Below are 14866 nucleotides of genomic sequence, written 5' to 3'. Positions count from 1 at the left end.
AACCGGCGCCCGGCTCACTGACACCAACTAAGCGCATGGATCTCTGGACCCGCCTGCTGCTTTGCCTGACCGCGTTCACGGTGCTCGGCTATATCGGTCTCGTCTACGGCAGTTGCGCCTCCGATCCCGACTGCCATTTTCGTCTCTGCGCCGGCGGCCGCTCGTTATGCGGCGTCGATCACGCTCATGTGCAGGACCGGTAGAACCCGCTTCCCACGAGGTCCGACCAAGTCCTGAGCGCGCCTCTCGCGCTCAGCCTGCACAAGCCGCATGGTCGAATTCAGCGCACCGTCACGAGCTGCGCGCGAACCGACGTCAGGAAGTGTTCGTAGGCGTGGTCCACGATCTCGTTGAGAGATCGCGTTCTCGCGAACATTGCCCTGGCCTCGGCGAGAAACTCGTCGCGAGTCGGAATCTTCGGCAGATGCAGATGCGTCAGTGCATCGACGCCGTCATGGGCGCGATTGAGGATGTCGTGCAGCGTCGGCAGTTGCAAATGAGCCAGATCGGCCCGCTGCAGCGTCGTCGAGATCGCGTGCGCCAGAGCGTGAGCATCGAACCGTCCAGCGAGCTGGCGGGCCGCGCGGTTGATGACCCGTGCGCCGAGCTGCTGCTCGTTGCGCAGCACGAGCTCAGGCGGCGCCTTCATGTTCCAGACGATACCGAACCAGGACAGGACCTTCAGGACGTAATAGGTCACGTCGATTTCCCACCAGCGAAAGCCCTGTCGCACGCTGCTCTGGTAGGCGTGGTGATTGTTGTGCCAGCCTTCGCCCATGGTGAGCAGAGCCAGCAGCCAGTTGTTGCGGGAATCATCGCCCGTCACGTAGCGCTTGCGTCCATGCACATGGGCGAGCGAGTTGATGCAGAAGGTCGCGTGATAGACCAGCACCGTGCTCCACAGGAAGCCGACGACCAGACCAGACCACCCCGCAACCAGGAAGCAGAGCAACGCAAGCGTCACGGCCGGCAGAAGCTCCAGCCGATGCAGCCACATCAGCTCCGGATAGACCGCGAGATCGCCCACCTTCACGAGGTCGGTGGCATCGTGCTGCCGGTAAAAGATCCAGCCGACATGGCTGTACAGGAAGCCGCGCTGACGCGGCGAATGCACGTCCAATTCGGTATCGGAATGCAGATGATGGTGCCGATGCTTGGCCGCCCACCACAACACGCTCTTCTGCGCGGTGCTTTGCGCAAGCCAGGCCAGGATGAATTGAAACACCCGGCCGGTCGCAAAAGCCTTGTGCGAGAAATAGCGATGGTAACCTGCTCCGATCGCAAACATGCGCACGACATACAGTGACCCGCAGATCGCGAGGGCCTGCCAGGTGACGCCCGACCAGATGGCCGCAAAGCAGCCGAGATGGACCAGCACGAACGGCACGGCGGAGGGGTACATGACGTCGTCGTGTTGGTCGTCGGCGGGCGCGTTGGGCGACATGTCTTGGCGTAACCTTTCTTGGCGTAACCTTGGGTGAGGGGGATCCAGAATTCGTTTCGGTAGCGCCGACGGCTGCCGGGTACGAAAAACCCGCGGATGGCGGACCACCGCGGGTCTTGTCTCTGGCCAACGCTCGTCGGCCGAAAGTCGACGGACTATATGGTCCCGGGTGTCTGGCATGCAAGCTCGTAGCCTCACGGGGAACTGCGGCATCTTGGGAGGCCCCGCGTGCCGTCGGCGCGGGCGCGGCGCACGCGACCGCATGGAGCGCCGTGGCTTCGGCTTCGCGCAACAAACTGGCGGACAACCTTGACGGGTTGAACCGCTTTGTGGCCACTTGCGACCAAGAGGCTTGTGTCTCTTCCCGTGAATGCCTTTTGCGATGTCCCAGCCCCAGTACCTTTCGCTCGACACCGCCGAACTGCCCGACCGCGACCGCCTTGCCGTTTGGCGCGAGGTCTATGGGCGGCTGCTGTTCAACATCGAGATCGATCCGATCCAGGGCTTTCCCTTCGAGGCAAGAACCGAATTGCGCCGCCTGCCGGCTGCGGGATTGTCGTCAGGCTGGCGTACGCCGGCGCATTTCCGCATCACGCGCCCGTTGCTCGCGACGGCCTCCGACAACGTTGTCCTCGCGGTGGTGCTGCGCGGCCGCGCTGAGGCGTCTCAGCTCGGGCGCGAGCTGCATGTGCCGCAAGGCGGCGCCGTGCTGATGACCACCTGCGATGTCGGCCGCCACACGCTGCTCGATCGCGGCCGTCATCTCAGCGTTCAGCTGCCCCGACAGGCGCTTGCACCGTTTATCCGTAATTTCGAGGACCGATTGCTGCAGCCGATCGATCCAGGCGCGCCGGCGCTGAAGCTGCTGCGCGGCTATGTCCTCGGGGCCATGGCCATGGGCGAGGTCGCCAACGCGGAGATGCAGCGGATGGCAGCGCAGCATCTGCGCGATCTCATCGCCTTGATCTGCGGGGTGCCGGAGCACGAGGTGGCCGCCCAGGGCGACGGTCCACGCGCGGCGCGCCTGAAGCTTGCCAAGCTGGCCGTCAAATCGCGGCTCGGGCATGGCGATCTGTCGGCGGAAAGCATCGGAGCGCTGCAGCGGGTTTCGGCCGACTATATCCGCAAGCTCTTCCGCGACGCCGGGACCTCGTTCCACGACTTCGTGCTGGAGCAGCGGCTCGCGGAAGCGCATGCGAGCCTCGTCGATCCACTGAGGGCGCATGAAAGCATCGCCCGTCTCGCGCTCGCGGCGGGTTTCGGCGACATCTCCTATTTCAATCGCTGCTTCCGCCGTCGTTACGGCCTGTCGCCTTCTGAGCATCGCAGGGCGCGCCCGTCGGCCGAATAGGCGGGCATTCGGCTGTGGCAGCTGCGCAACACGCGTGAAAATAGCAGGCGGAGTCGCGTCCAGTCCCAGCGCGCAGTCCTGTCCGCTCCAAGTCGCGCTTGCCTCCCCCATGTACAGATTCGATGCCGATCTCGCCTCTGCGAGCCGCGCCGGAATGGGAATGCGATGACAAGACTTCTGTGCCTGCCCTTGTCTGCTGCTGCCGGGCTGCTGGTGGTTTCCGCAGCGGGCGCCGCGGATTTGCCGGTCAAGGCGCCGGCCTTCAAGGCGCCTGCGACGGTCGAAGCCTGGGGCGGCTTCTATGTCGGCGCGGGCCTCGGGTTTCGCGCCAGCGAGTCCAGCGTCAACGTCAATTCCGCGACCGATACGACGGCACCCGCGGTGCTTCAGAACATGTTCGTCGCAGCCGATTGCGTTGCCGGCCTTCCTTGCGTGACGGGCCGGTCCTTCAACGGCACGGCGTTCCGCATCAATCCTTATCTCGGCTACAACTGGCAGATCGGACGCACGGTCCTCGGTATCGAGGGCGACGCGGCCTATGCCGATCAGACCACGACGATCTTCGGCGCCGCCTATCCGGCAAGGCCGTTCGACGCCGGCGCCTCCCCGTCCAATTCGTTTGCGGTCAAGACGACGTGGGACGCGAGCATTCGCGGCCGCGCCGGCTATCTCGTCGATCCCGCCGTGCTGCTGTACGGAACGGCCGGGCCCTCCTGGATCCATGTCGAGACCACGTCGAACTGCAGCACGCTGCTCAGTGCCGACGGTCGCTGCGTGCCCGGCCTCGGACTTGCGCCCGCGAGCATCACCAATAGCAAGACCCAGCTTGGCTACACGGTCGGCGCCGGCATCGAAGCGATGCTGTGGCCGAACTGGCTGGTCCGGGCCGAGTATCGCTTCGCCGACTACGGTCATTTCTCCAGCACGGACATCCGGACTGCCGCCACGGGCGTGCAGACGGTCAACTACGACGCCTCGTTGAAGACCCACACCGCGACGTTCGGACTGGCCTACAAGTTCGGCGATGCCAATGCGCCGGGCGTGTCGGCGCTGGCGGCCTATGCGGCGGTGCCGGCAGCTAGCTCGTGGAGCGGCGCCTATCTCGGCGTCGGCGCCGGCATTCGCGCCAACCAGGTCAGCTCCAGCACCGATAAGTTCTCGATCGCGCAACCCGGCTTCCCGCCGTTCGATGTGCTGGCTCTGTGCGGCGAGTGCTTCATGGGCGATCGGTTCGATACGAGCTCGGCCCGGATCAGCCCCTATGTCGGCTACAACTGGCAGGTCAATCCAAAATGGCTGCTCGGCGTCGAAGGCGATTTCGGCTGGGCCGATCGCCAGAGCACGGTGTCCGGCAGGTATATGCCCGGCGGCATGGTCGGCGGAAGCGGTGGGCTCAACGACAGCTTCAGCGTCCGCACCAAATGGGACGCGAGCATCCGCGCGCGGATCGGCTACGTCGTCAATCCCGCCTTCCTGGCCTATCTCACTGGCGGCGCGGCCTGGATGAGCCTGGAGCAGACGTCGAACTGCGATACGGCCCTGAAGCTGCTGTTCACGGCCCCGGGCTACACCGGAGCGGAGGTCGGTAGCTGCACCCCCGGTCTACTCTCGCCGGCGGTGATCAAGCAGTCCGCAATCCGCTCCGGCTTCACGGTCGGCGGCGGCGGCGAGATGAAGCTCACGGAAAACTGGATTCTGCGCGGCGAGTACCGTTATGCCGATTTCGGGACGGCGCGCTTTTCGCAGAACCGCGATTGCAATGGCAGCAGCAGCGCCACGATCAATGACCCCAGCTTCGGCTCGCTGACGGTCAATTGCTTCGGGCCCCAGTCGACGACCAATTCGGTGCGGCTGCAAAGCCACATGGCCACCTTCGGCATCGCTTACAGGTTCAACTGATCGCGCCGCGAGGGGCGGCCCTCCGACCGGCGGCAGACGTGATCGCTTGGCTTCGTGACTGGCGCCCCGATCCGGACCGCCTATATTCGCCTTCACACATGCGGGCGGACCGGAGGCGACAATGGCGGAAGTTGCGGGCAGGGTGAGCGACAGCCTCTGGCACAAGATCCGCGGCGAGGCGCAGCGCGCGGTCGCGGCCGATCCGGTGTTCGGCAAGGCCTTCGCCGGCAGCATTCTCGCGCATGACGATTTTGCCGGCGCCTTGGCTGATCTGATCGGGCAGCGGCTCGGCCGCGGCGCCATCGAGCGTGCGCGCTTCACGTCCTATTCCCGCGAGGCCTTTCGTAGCGAGCCGGACCTGATCGAAGCCGCCAGCCAGGATTTGCTGGCCATCGCGCGCCGCGATCCCGCCATCGCCGATCTGCTGCCGCCGCTGCTGCATTACAAGGGCTATATCGCGCTGCAGGCCTGGCGCGTCTCGAACTGGCTCTGGCGCCGCGACCATCGCGATGCGGCGCTGCTGTTCCAGAACGAGGCGTCGAATGCCCTGCAGGTCAGCATCCATCCGGCGGCGCGCGTGGGATCGTCGGTCTATCTCGACCACGCCACCGGCATCGTGATCGGCGCGAATGTGGTGATCGGCGACGACGTCACGATCCTGCAGCATGTCAGCATTGGCCGGAGCAACGAACTGCCGGCGCGCTCGCCGCGGATCGGCCGCGGCGTCTTCATCGGCGGTGGTGCCACCATTTTCGGCGACATCAGCGTCGGCGATTTCGCCAAGATCGGCGCCGATACGGTGGTGACGTCGGACATTCCCGCCGGTTGCACCGCAGTCGGCAATCCCGCGCGGCTGACCAACTGCACGGAGCCCGCCTCGGCGGCCTGATCCCCATCACTGTTTCGGAGAGCAGCAATGAAGACGGCAATCGTGATCGGCGTCGGCCCGGACCGCGGGCTCGGAGCCCGGCTCTGCAAGCGCTTTGCAGGCGAGGGGCTCAAGGTGATCGTCGCGGGCCGGACGCTGTCTGCGTTGCAGGCCGTCGCCGGTGACATCGCCAAGGCGGGCGGGACGGCCGTGCCTTTCGTCGCGGACGCGACGAAAGAAAGCGACATCGTCGCCCTGTTCGACGCCGCCGGCGAAGATCTCGATCTCGCGATCTACAACGCCGGCAACAACACGCCCGGAAAAATCATCGAGATGGATGCCGACTATTTCGAGCAGGCCTGGCGCGTAGTCTGCTTCGGCGGTTTCCTGTTCGGCCGCGAGGCGGTGCGCCGCATGGTACCGACGAAGACGGGAACGCTGCTCTTCACCGGTGCCAGCGCCTCGCTGCGCGGACGCTCCGGCTACGGTGCCTTCAACTCGGCCAAGGCAGGCGTACGCACGCTGGCGCAGGCCATGGCCAAGGAATATGCGGGCGACGGCATCCATGTCGGCCATGTCGTGGTCGACGGCGCCATCGCCGGCGACAAGATCTTCTCGCGCTTTCCGGACGCCGCCGGCCGGGAGGACAGCCTGATCGACATCGAAGGCATCGTCGATGCCTTCGCCTTCCTCTACCGCCAGCCCGAACGCGCCTGGTCGTTCGAGCTCGACGTGCGGACCTCGAAGGAGAAGTGGTGAGGGGAGGTGCTTCGGCCTTCGCCTTGAGTCGCGACATTCGCCCAGGCGCACCCCTGCGCTCCCTCCCCCCTTGCGGGGCCCTTGCGGGGGAGGGCGGGGGAGAGGGGTAGCCCAGAAAAAGGTGCCCTTCGAACGCCTCCGATTTCTTTGCCCCAGAGGGAGTCCCCGTGGAAACCCCTCTCCCTAACCCTCCCCCGCAAGGGGGGAGGGAACCGACCTTGCCTGTGGCCGACAGCCTCCCACCCCGGCCGCGCCACGCGACATCCCGTTTCGGCCCCCGCGCCCCCATCCCCCTGCGCCGCCTACCTTTCCCGCAGCCAAATTCGGCCCTGGTAACCCCGCATTAACCATCGCCGGGCTCTGGTAAGGGTGGACAGGCGTGCCCGGAGCCCGACGTCAAGGCCGGGGGTCAAGGCCCATAGTTTTGACATCTTGGCAGGGAATGCAGGCGGCGGCTTTGGACGAGCCCCCTGCACCCCAGAAAGACAAGGCTTTGAGCGGGCTTGCCGGCCGCGCCGGTTGGTGGCGCGGCAGTTGGGGGAACTGGCAGCCATTTGCTGTCACGGACATCAGGTAACGATCGCCTTGAGAGGATACTGCTTATGAATCCGGCCGACGTGGCTCAGTCAGCCCTTCCGGTTGCCGCTTCCGCGGACGTGTCGCTGATCGCGCTGTTCTGGCAGGCTCACTGGATCGTGAAAGCGGTGATGCTGGGACTTCTGTCCTGCTCGGTCTGGGTCTGGGCGATCGCCATCGACAAGATCTTCCTGTTTGCCCGCACCCGCCGCTCGATGGACCGTTTCGAGCAGGCGTTCTGGTCCGGCGAGTCGATCGAGGAACTCTATCGCACCCTCTCGGCCAAGCCGACGCATTCGATGGCGGCCTGCTTCGTGGCGGCGATGCGCGAGTGGAAGCGCTCGTTCGAGAGCCACGCCCGCTCGGTCGCGGGCCTGCAGATGCGCATCGACAAGGTGATGAACGTCTCGATCGCCCGCGAGGTCGAGCGGCTGGAGCGCCGCCTGCTGGTGCTCGCCACCGTCGGCTCCGCCGGCCCCTTCGTCGGCCTGTTCGGCACGGTCTGGGGCATCATGTCGAGCTTCCAGTCGATCGCGGCGTCGAAAAATACCTCTCTGGCGGTGGTGGCGCCCGGCATCGCGGAGGCGCTGTTTGCGACCGCCGTCGGCCTTATCGCCGCCATTCCTGCCACTATTTTCTATAATAAGTTCACTTCCGAGGTGAACCGGCAGGCCCAGCGGCTCGAGGGCTTCGCCGATGAATTTTCAGCCATCCTGTCCCGTCAGATCGACGAGCGGGGCTGAGGGACGGCATGTATAGTGTGAAGGGCAATTTGGGCACTCGATCATGGCGATGAACGTAGCCAGTTCGTCCGGAGGCGGCGGCCGCCGCGGCCGGCGCAAGCCGGTCGTGGCCGAGATCAACGTCACGCCGATGGTCGACGTGATGCTGGTGCTGCTCATCATCTTCATGGTGTCGGCGCCGATGTTGACGGTCGGCGTGCCGCTCGACCTGCCGCAGACCCAGGCCAAGAGCCTCGAAAACAACGACCAGAAGCCGCTGCAGATGTCCGTCGACATCAAGGGCAAGGTCTTCATCAACGACGCCGAGGTTGCGATCAACGAGCTGGTGCCGAAGCTGAAGGCGATCACCGACGCGCGCGGCGGGCTCGAGGAGCGCATCTATCTGCGCGCCGACAAGAAGGCGGATTACGGCACGGTCGCCAGGGTGATGGGCCTGCTGTCCGGCGCCGGCTTCAAGAAGCTGGCGCTCGTCACCGAAGCGGATCAGGGGTCCTAAGCCGGTGAAGGTGAAGGTCGACAAGACACTCGTTGCGTCGATTACCCTCCACGTCCTCGTGCTTGGATGGGGACTGGTCACCTTTAGCAGCAAGGCCTTCATCGCGCCGGAGGAGTCGCTCCCGGTCGACATCATCTCCTCCGACCAGCTCGCAAAGATGATGGCGGGACAGAAGACTGGCGACAAGAAAGAGCCGAAGCCCAAGGTCGAGAAGATCGCGGAAGCCAAGCCCGAGGAAGACGCCGTCGGCAAGGTCACCGAGAAGAAGGAGCTGATCAAGACCAACGCGACGCCCGAGCCGCCGCCGAAGCCCGTCGAGAAGTCGGTCGAGAAGAAGCCCGAACCGCCCAAGCCCGTCGCCGAGGCCAAGCCGAAGGAAGAACCGAAGCCGCAGGAAAAGAAGCCTGACCCGGCCAAGGAAGATCCGATCGCCGAGCTGCAGAAGAAGCTGGAGACCAAGAAGCCGCCGCCCAAGCCGGTGGAGCAGAAGGTCGCGGCGGTGCAGCCGCAGCAGCAGCCGAAGCCCAAGGAGCGCAGCTTCGACCCCGCGCAGATTCAGCGCGACCTCGACAAGCGCGCCGCGACCCGGCACGAGCTCGCCGGCTCGGCGCTGAACGCATCGGCCTCGCTGGGATCGACGACCGGGACTGCAGCTAACAACATCGCGACCTGGCGTGGCGCGTTCACGACTGCGGTCCGGCGCTGCTTCACGCCCACCTATAACGGGCAGGACGCCGATCAATACGAGGCCGACATCGATATCCCGATGAAGATCGATGGCTCGCTTGCAGCCGAGCCGATCATCGTCGAGGTGCGGGGCCCGTCCAGGTCCATTGCCCAGGCCGTGGCCGAGAGCGCCAAGCGCGCCATCGTGCAATGTCAGGTCTATTCGTTCATGCCGAAGCAGCAATATGAAGGCTGGAAGAAGATCGAAATGACTTTCGGCCTGAAAGACATGTTGTGACATCCGAACAAAAGAATTTTGCGATGAATGACGTCCGATCGATGAACCGCCGCCGTTTCCTGACCCTGACGGGATCGACCCTCGCGCTGCTCGGGAGCGAACGCAGCTTCGCCCAGGGACGGCTTCGCATCGATCCCACGGAGTTTCGGCCGATCCCGATCGCGATCTCGAACTTCGTGCCGGGCTCGCCCGCCGACGGCGAGGTCAGCAACGGCGTCACGCAGGTCATCACCAACAATCTGAAACGCTCGGGACTGTTTGCCCCGATCGACCAGGCCGCCTTCATCGAGCGCATCAGCAACATCGACGTCGCGCCGCAATTCCAGAACTGGAAGACCCTCAACGCGCAGGCCCTCGTCACCGGCCGCATGACACGGCAGCCGGACGGTAGGCTCAAGGCCGAATTCCGCCTGTGGGACGTGGTCACCGGCCAGCAGCTCGCCGGACAGCAATATTTCACCTCGCCGGAATATTGGCGCCGCATCGCCCACATCATCTCCGACCAGATCTACGAGCAGATGACCGGCGAAAAGGGTTATTTCGACAGCCGCGTCGTGTTCGTCGATGAGACCGGGCCGAAGGAGCGCCGCGTCAAGCGGCTCGCCATGATGGACCAGGACGGCGCCAATGTGCGCTATCTGACCCGCGGCTCCGACCTCGTGCTGACGCCGCGCTTCTCGCCGAACTCGCAAGAGATCACCTACATGGAGTTCGGTCAGGGCGATCCGAAGGTCTATCTCTTCAACATCGAGACTGGCCAGCGCGAGATCGTCGGCAACTTCCCGGGCATGACCTTTGCGCCGCGGTTCTCGCCGGACGGCCAGCGCGTCATCATGAGCCTGCAGCAGGGCGGCAATTCCAACCTGTTCGTGATGGATCTGCGCTCGCGCTCGACCACGCGTCTCACCGACACGCCGGCGATCGACACCTCGCCGTCCTACTCGCCGGACGGCACCCGCATCTGTTTTGAGTCCGATCGCGGCGGCAGGTCGCAGATCTACGTGATGGCGGCTGGCGGTGGACAGGCGCAGCGCATCTCCTTCTCCAAGGACGATACCAACGCGACCTATTCGACGCCGGTGTGGTCGCCGCGCGGCGATTACATCGCCTTCACCCGGCAGGGCGGCGGGCAATTCTCGATCGGCGTCATGAAGCCGGACGGCTCCGGCGAGCGTCTGCTCACCTCCGGCTATCACAACGAAGGCCCGACCTTCTCGCCGAATGGCCGCGTGCTGATGTTCTTCCGCGATCCCGGCGGCAACGGCGGACCGTCGCTGTACTCGGTCGACATCTCCGGTCGCAACGAATTGAAGGTGCCGACGCCGGGCTTCGCCTCCGACCCGGCATGGTCGCCGCTGTTGTCCTCCACGGCGGGTCAATAGATCGCGCATTCAGCCGCGCGATCTTTTCGAAAAAACGCGCCGATTTTTTCGGGTTCGGTGGGGAAAGCAAGCTTTCCTTCACCTTGTGCCCGGCAACGCTTGCCTAGTTGCTTGATATTTCAGCGGAAACAGGTTCGCTATTGCCGAAAAACAACCCGACTTTAACGATATTCCCTCAGAAAGACTTCATCTCGGCTGGGTAAAACTACGCGCCAAACAGGACGCGTAACAGGCAATGCAGCTGGCTGACCAGAAGCAGAGCGATCGGGACGAGCTGGAGCCCATACTCTACGCCGCTCTCATCAACTCTATGGTTCAGAATTTCTGGGCGATCTTTCTGGGCTCGGCCTCTGCGGCCGTAGCCGCGGTCATGACTGCGCTCAAGACCGGTGATGCCCGGCTGTGGCCGCTTGCGTTCCTGCTGATCGCCATCGGCACCGCGCGTGCGTTCCAGATGCGCGGATACGAGAACCGTACGCAGCCACTGTCATTCGACGAAGCCAAGCATCTGGAGCCGCGCTACTGGCTCGGTGCGATCAGTTATGCCGCGGTGCTCGGCGTCTGGGCTTTCGTCGTCATCTATCTCAACGAGGACCCGGTCGCCGACATGCTCTGTGTCGCCATCGGCATCGGCTACACCGCCGGCGGCGCTGCTCGTAATTACGGCCAGCCGCGGATGATCCAGTGGCACGTCGCGCTCGCGTGCTTCCCGATGTCGCTTGCGCTCGTGCTGCACGGCGGCTTCTACCATATCGGGCTCGCCATCCTGCTCGTGTTCTTCTTCGTCGGGTTGAAGAACATCAACCTCACTTTGCATGCGATCTTCGTCAAGGCGCTGACGTCGAGCTTCCGCGAATCCGCGCTGGCGAGCCAGTTCGATACCGCACTCAACAACATGCCGCACGGCCTGTGCATGTTTCGCGCCGACGGACGCCTTGCGGTGATGAACCATCGCTTCGGCGCGCTGATGAGCCTGCCGGAGGACCTCGTCAAGCGCGGCGCCACTGCCGCTGACATCGTCTCGGCCTGCGTCGCCGCAGGCTCCATCTCGGCTGAGAGCGGCAACCAGATCCTGGCCGAGATCGAGCATGCGCGGATCTGCGAGATCGTCACCGGCGATCCGGATTCATCGCGCAGCCGCGCGCTGGCCTGGACGTTCCAGCCGATGACCGGCGGCGGCACTGTACTGCTGCTGGAAGACATCACCGAGCGCACCAACGCCGAAGCCCGCATCAGTCATCTCGCCCGCTATGACGAGCTCACGGCGTTGCCCAACCGGGTCTCGTTCCGCGACGAGATCGAGCGGCTACTGGCGAACGCGCAGCATGCCGAACGGCTCTCCGCGCTGCTGTTCGTCGACCTCGATCAATTCAAGCAGGTCAACGACACGCTCGGTCATCCCTGCGGCGACCAGCTTCTGTGTGCGGTCGCCAACCGCCTGCGCGAGATGCTGCGCCCCGAGGATTTCGTGGCCCGCTTCGGCGGCGACGAGTTCGTCGTGTTCCAGCAGAACATCAGCACGGCCGAAGACGCTGCGAGCCTTGCCCGCCGCATCGTCGAACGTCTGAGCGAGCGCTATCGCATCGACAATCACCTCGTCGAGATCGGCGCCAGCGTCGGCATCGCGCTGACCTCGCCGAACGGCGCCAGCGCCGACACGCTGCTCAAGAATGCCGACATGGCGCTATACCGCGCCAAGGCCGACGGCCGCGGCACCTTCTGCTTCTTCCGCGACGAGATGGCGGCGACCGTCGAGGCCCGGCGCATCCTCGAGCTCGACCTGCGCAAGGCGCTGGCCAACGAAGAGTTCGAGCTGTTCTACCAGCCGCTGGTCAACCTCAAGTCCGGCAAGATCACCACCTGCGAGGCGCTGCTGCGCTGGAATCATCCGGTGCGCGGCACGGTCTCGCCGGTCGACATCATTCCCGTCGCCGAGGACATGGGCCTGATCGTCGATCTCGGCCGCTGGATCCTGCGCCGCGCCTGCATGGAGTGCATGAAGTGGCCGGAGAGCGTCAGCGTCGCCGTCAACTTCTCGCCGCAGCAATTCCACCAGCGCGACGTGCTCAGTGAAATCCGCTACGCGCTGGAGGTTTCAGGCCTGCCGGCGCATCGCCTTGAGATCGAGATCACCGAATCCTCGCTGCTGCGTAACACCCAGCTCACCCACGATATCCTGTCGCAGTTGCATGCGCTCGGCGTGCGCATCTCGCTGGACGATTTCGGCACCGGCTATTCGAGCCTCAGCTATCTGCACAATTTCCCGATGCAGAAGGTCAAGATCGACCGCTCCTTCCTCGAAGGCATCGACACCGACCGGCCGTTGACGCTGCTCCGCGGCGTCGCACGCCTGTCCGCCGACCTCGGCATGGCGGTCGTGGTCGAAGGTATCGAGACCAACGAGCAGCTCGAATTGATCAGCGCCGACGGCACCGTCTCGGAGGCGCAAGGCTACCTGTTCAGCCGTCCGGTGCCTGCCGTGCGGATGCGCCAGCTCCTCAACGCCTCCCATGGACGGCGCGGCGAGAGCCTGCTCCAGGTCGTCGGCTCGCGCTCCTTCGCCTGAATCCACCCCCGGGATTTTCCTGTCGTTTCAGTTTGTTGCTGGGCACGTAGTCCTACGGGGGGTTAACCCTAACCATTCGATTGCTTTGCCTCGCTATTAAGAAGCTGTTAATAATTCATCACGCGCGTGGAAGTTGTCCTCGCGGCTTGCGGTGAGCGGTGGTGGGTAAGGAGTTGGAATGCAGTCCTCAGCCAGAGCGATCATTTCGGCTGTTGGACGGGGTGCCGAACTCCTGACAGACGTCGATTATCATCTTGCGGAAACGGCCGCTGAGAAGGAGGAGATCTACAATCTCCGCTACCGCGCCTATCTGCGCGAGGGCGCCGTCAAGGAATCGGCGGAAGCCCGCGTCACCGACCGCTATGACGAACTGCCGAACGCCTGGACTTTCGGCGTCTATCTCCGTGGCCAGCTCTGGAGCTCGGTGCGCATCAGCGTGCTCACCTCGGAATGGCGCGAATCCACTTCGGCCGACGTCTTTCCGGACATCCTGCTGCCGCGGCTCGATCGCGGCGAGGTCATGATCGACCCGACCCGCTTCGTCGCCGACCCCGATCAGGTCAAGCGCGTTCCGGAATTGCCCTATCTGACGACACGGCTGGCCTACATGGCCTGCGAGCACTTCAACGCCGATCTCGGCCTTGCGATCGTGCGCCCGGAGCATCAAGCCTTCTACCGCCGGGTGTTTCTGCACGAGACCATTGCCGAGCCGCGGCTCGTGCCCGGTCTCACCAAGGCGTTCGGCCTGATGGCGGCGGACTTCCCGACCTTCCGCAAGAAGGTGTTCGAGCGTTATCCGATCATGCGCTCCACCGCCTTCGAGCGGCGAATGTTGTTCGGGCGCGGCGGCCAGCGCCAGGTCCCGCAACGGCCGGTGCTGGTGGCGGACGCCGTCCACGCCTGAGTCCGGCGGGGACGCCTCACGGAAGGCGCTCCGGTCCCAGGCTCAAAATTCAAGCAATACCGGCGCTTTTGCCGGTTAACGCAGCTTGCCTTCACCCTCGCGCCACATTTACAACCCATTAACCATGATGGTTGCTTTTCGCTGGTTGGGGGCATTTGACCGGCTGAGGCAAGGTTCCGTCAAGGTTGACGGAACGTTCGCTTAACCAACCCCCTGTAGACCGGACAGCAGTGGACGAACGTGAGCGTGGAGGCTCCGGAATGAATTATCCTATGCGTATCCTCCAGGGATTGAAGCTGGCTGCGGTGGTTGCAATCGCGCTGTCGATGGGTGCGTGCGCCAAGCAGAACGGGCCGACCGATGCGATGGCCAATGCGGCGACGCCGGGCAGCCAGCAGGACTTCGTCGTGAACGTGGGCGACCGCGTGTTCTTCGAGAGCGACCAGACCGATCTGACCCCGCAGGCGATCGTGACCCTGGAGAAGCAGGCGCAGTGGCTGCAGACCTATCCGCGCTACTCCTTCACCATCGAAGGTCATGCCGACGAGCGCGGCACCCGCGAATACAACATCGCTCTCGGCGCCCGCCGCGCCCAGTCGGTGCGTTCGTTCCTCGCCTCGCGCGGTATCGATCCGAACCGCATGCGCACGATCTCCTACGGCAAGGAGCGCCCCGTCGCGGTCTGTAACGATATCTCCTGCTGGTCGCAGAACCGTCGTGCTGTGACCGTGCTGAACGCGAGCTCCTGACGCTCTCAGTCAGGCGCCGTTCATCTTCAGGAATCGATCATGCCGGCGCCCTCATGGGCGCCGGTTTCGTTTCAGCATTCTGTGACAGGAACCCCGTGGTGCCAGTCACAGTTTTGGCGTACTCAGCTTCAATGTGTGGCGCGTCGAATGTTCCGTCGCAGGCCA

At 64.4% G+C, this 14866-nt stretch carries 13 protein-coding genes; 12 read left to right on the top strand and 1 reads right to left on the bottom strand.

What is annotated here, in order from left to right; genetic code table 11:
* Positions 1 to 35 precede the first annotated feature (35 nt).
* Positions 36 to 203 carry a hypothetical protein gene (locus tag RAD16_RS25800; protein WP_458160646.1) on the top strand — a complete coding sequence of 56 codons (168 nt, stop codon included), beginning with the start codon at positions 36 to 38 and terminating at the stop codon, positions 201 to 203.
* Positions 204 to 280: 77 nt separating this feature from the next.
* On the opposite strand, the gene RAD16_RS25795 is transcribed toward RAD16_RS25800, so the two are convergent.
* On the bottom strand, positions 281 to 1444 hold the full coding sequence (locus RAD16_RS25795) for an acyl-CoA desaturase (protein WP_458160645.1): 1164 nt from the start codon (positions 1442 to 1444) through the stop codon (positions 281 to 283).
* A 382-nt stretch (positions 1445 to 1826) separates the two neighbouring features.
* Here RAD16_RS25795 and RAD16_RS25790 point away from each other — a divergent pair, with 382 nt between their 5' ends.
* The 11 genes from RAD16_RS25790 (at position 1827) to pal (ending at position 14701) form a co-directional block, all read left to right on the top strand.
* Positions 1827 to 2795, top strand: a complete 969-nt coding sequence (locus tag RAD16_RS25790; RefSeq protein ID WP_458160644.1) for an AraC family transcriptional regulator — start codon at positions 1827 to 1829, stop codon at positions 2793 to 2795.
* Between the two features lie 165 nt (positions 2796 to 2960).
* The gene (locus tag RAD16_RS25785; protein WP_458160643.1) at positions 2961 to 4694 is read left to right on the top strand and encodes an outer membrane protein; all 1734 of its coding nucleotides are present in this window, start codon (positions 2961 to 2963) and stop codon (positions 4692 to 4694) included.
* 121 nt (positions 4695 to 4815) lie between these two features.
* On the top strand, positions 4816 to 5583 hold the full coding sequence (locus RAD16_RS25780; protein WP_458160642.1) for a serine O-acetyltransferase: 768 nt from the start codon (positions 4816 to 4818) through the stop codon (positions 5581 to 5583).
* A gap of 27 nt (positions 5584 to 5610) precedes the next feature.
* On the top strand, positions 5611 to 6321 hold the full coding sequence (locus tag RAD16_RS25775; RefSeq protein WP_458160641.1) for an SDR family NAD(P)-dependent oxidoreductase: 711 nt from the start codon (positions 5611 to 5613) through the stop codon (positions 6319 to 6321).
* Positions 6322 to 6923: 602 nt separating this feature from the next.
* Positions 6924 to 7640, top strand: a complete 717-nt coding sequence (tolQ, locus tag RAD16_RS25770) for a protein TolQ (RefSeq protein ID WP_018641591.1) — start codon at positions 6924 to 6926, stop codon at positions 7638 to 7640.
* 43 nt (positions 7641 to 7683) lie between these two features.
* On the top strand, positions 7684 to 8136 hold the full coding sequence (tolR, locus tag RAD16_RS25765; protein WP_027545581.1) for a protein TolR: 453 nt from the start codon (positions 7684 to 7686) through the stop codon (positions 8134 to 8136).
* A 4-nt stretch (positions 8137 to 8140) separates the two neighbouring features.
* Complete coding sequence (locus RAD16_RS25760; RefSeq protein WP_458160640.1) at positions 8141 to 9100, top strand: protein TolA; 960 nt, start codon at positions 8141 to 8143, stop codon at positions 9098 to 9100.
* A 41-nt stretch (positions 9101 to 9141) separates the two neighbouring features.
* Positions 9142 to 10482: a Tol-Pal system beta propeller repeat protein TolB gene (tolB, locus tag RAD16_RS25755; protein ID WP_458160746.1), complete on the top strand. Its 1341-nt coding sequence runs from the start codon at positions 9142 to 9144 to the stop codon at positions 10480 to 10482.
* 235 nt (positions 10483 to 10717) lie between these two features.
* Positions 10718 to 13048, top strand: a complete 2331-nt coding sequence (locus RAD16_RS25750; RefSeq protein WP_458160639.1) for a putative bifunctional diguanylate cyclase/phosphodiesterase — start codon at positions 10718 to 10720, stop codon at positions 13046 to 13048.
* A 178-nt stretch (positions 13049 to 13226) separates the two neighbouring features.
* Positions 13227 to 13952, top strand: coding sequence for an N-acyl amino acid synthase FeeM domain-containing protein (locus tag RAD16_RS25745; protein WP_458160638.1), 726 nt, complete (start codon positions 13227 to 13229; stop codon positions 13950 to 13952).
* Positions 13953 to 14212: 260 nt separating this feature from the next.
* Positions 14213 to 14701 carry a peptidoglycan-associated lipoprotein Pal gene (gene pal, locus RAD16_RS25740; RefSeq protein WP_458160637.1) on the top strand — a complete coding sequence of 163 codons (489 nt, stop codon included), beginning with the start codon at positions 14213 to 14215 and terminating at the stop codon, positions 14699 to 14701.
* Positions 14702 to 14866 lie beyond the last annotated feature (165 nt).

It is taken from the genome of Bradyrhizobium sp. 18BD (assembly GCF_054185225.1).
Note: the sequence above shows the minus strand (reverse complement) of the source record. Positions and strands in the feature narration are given on the sequence as shown.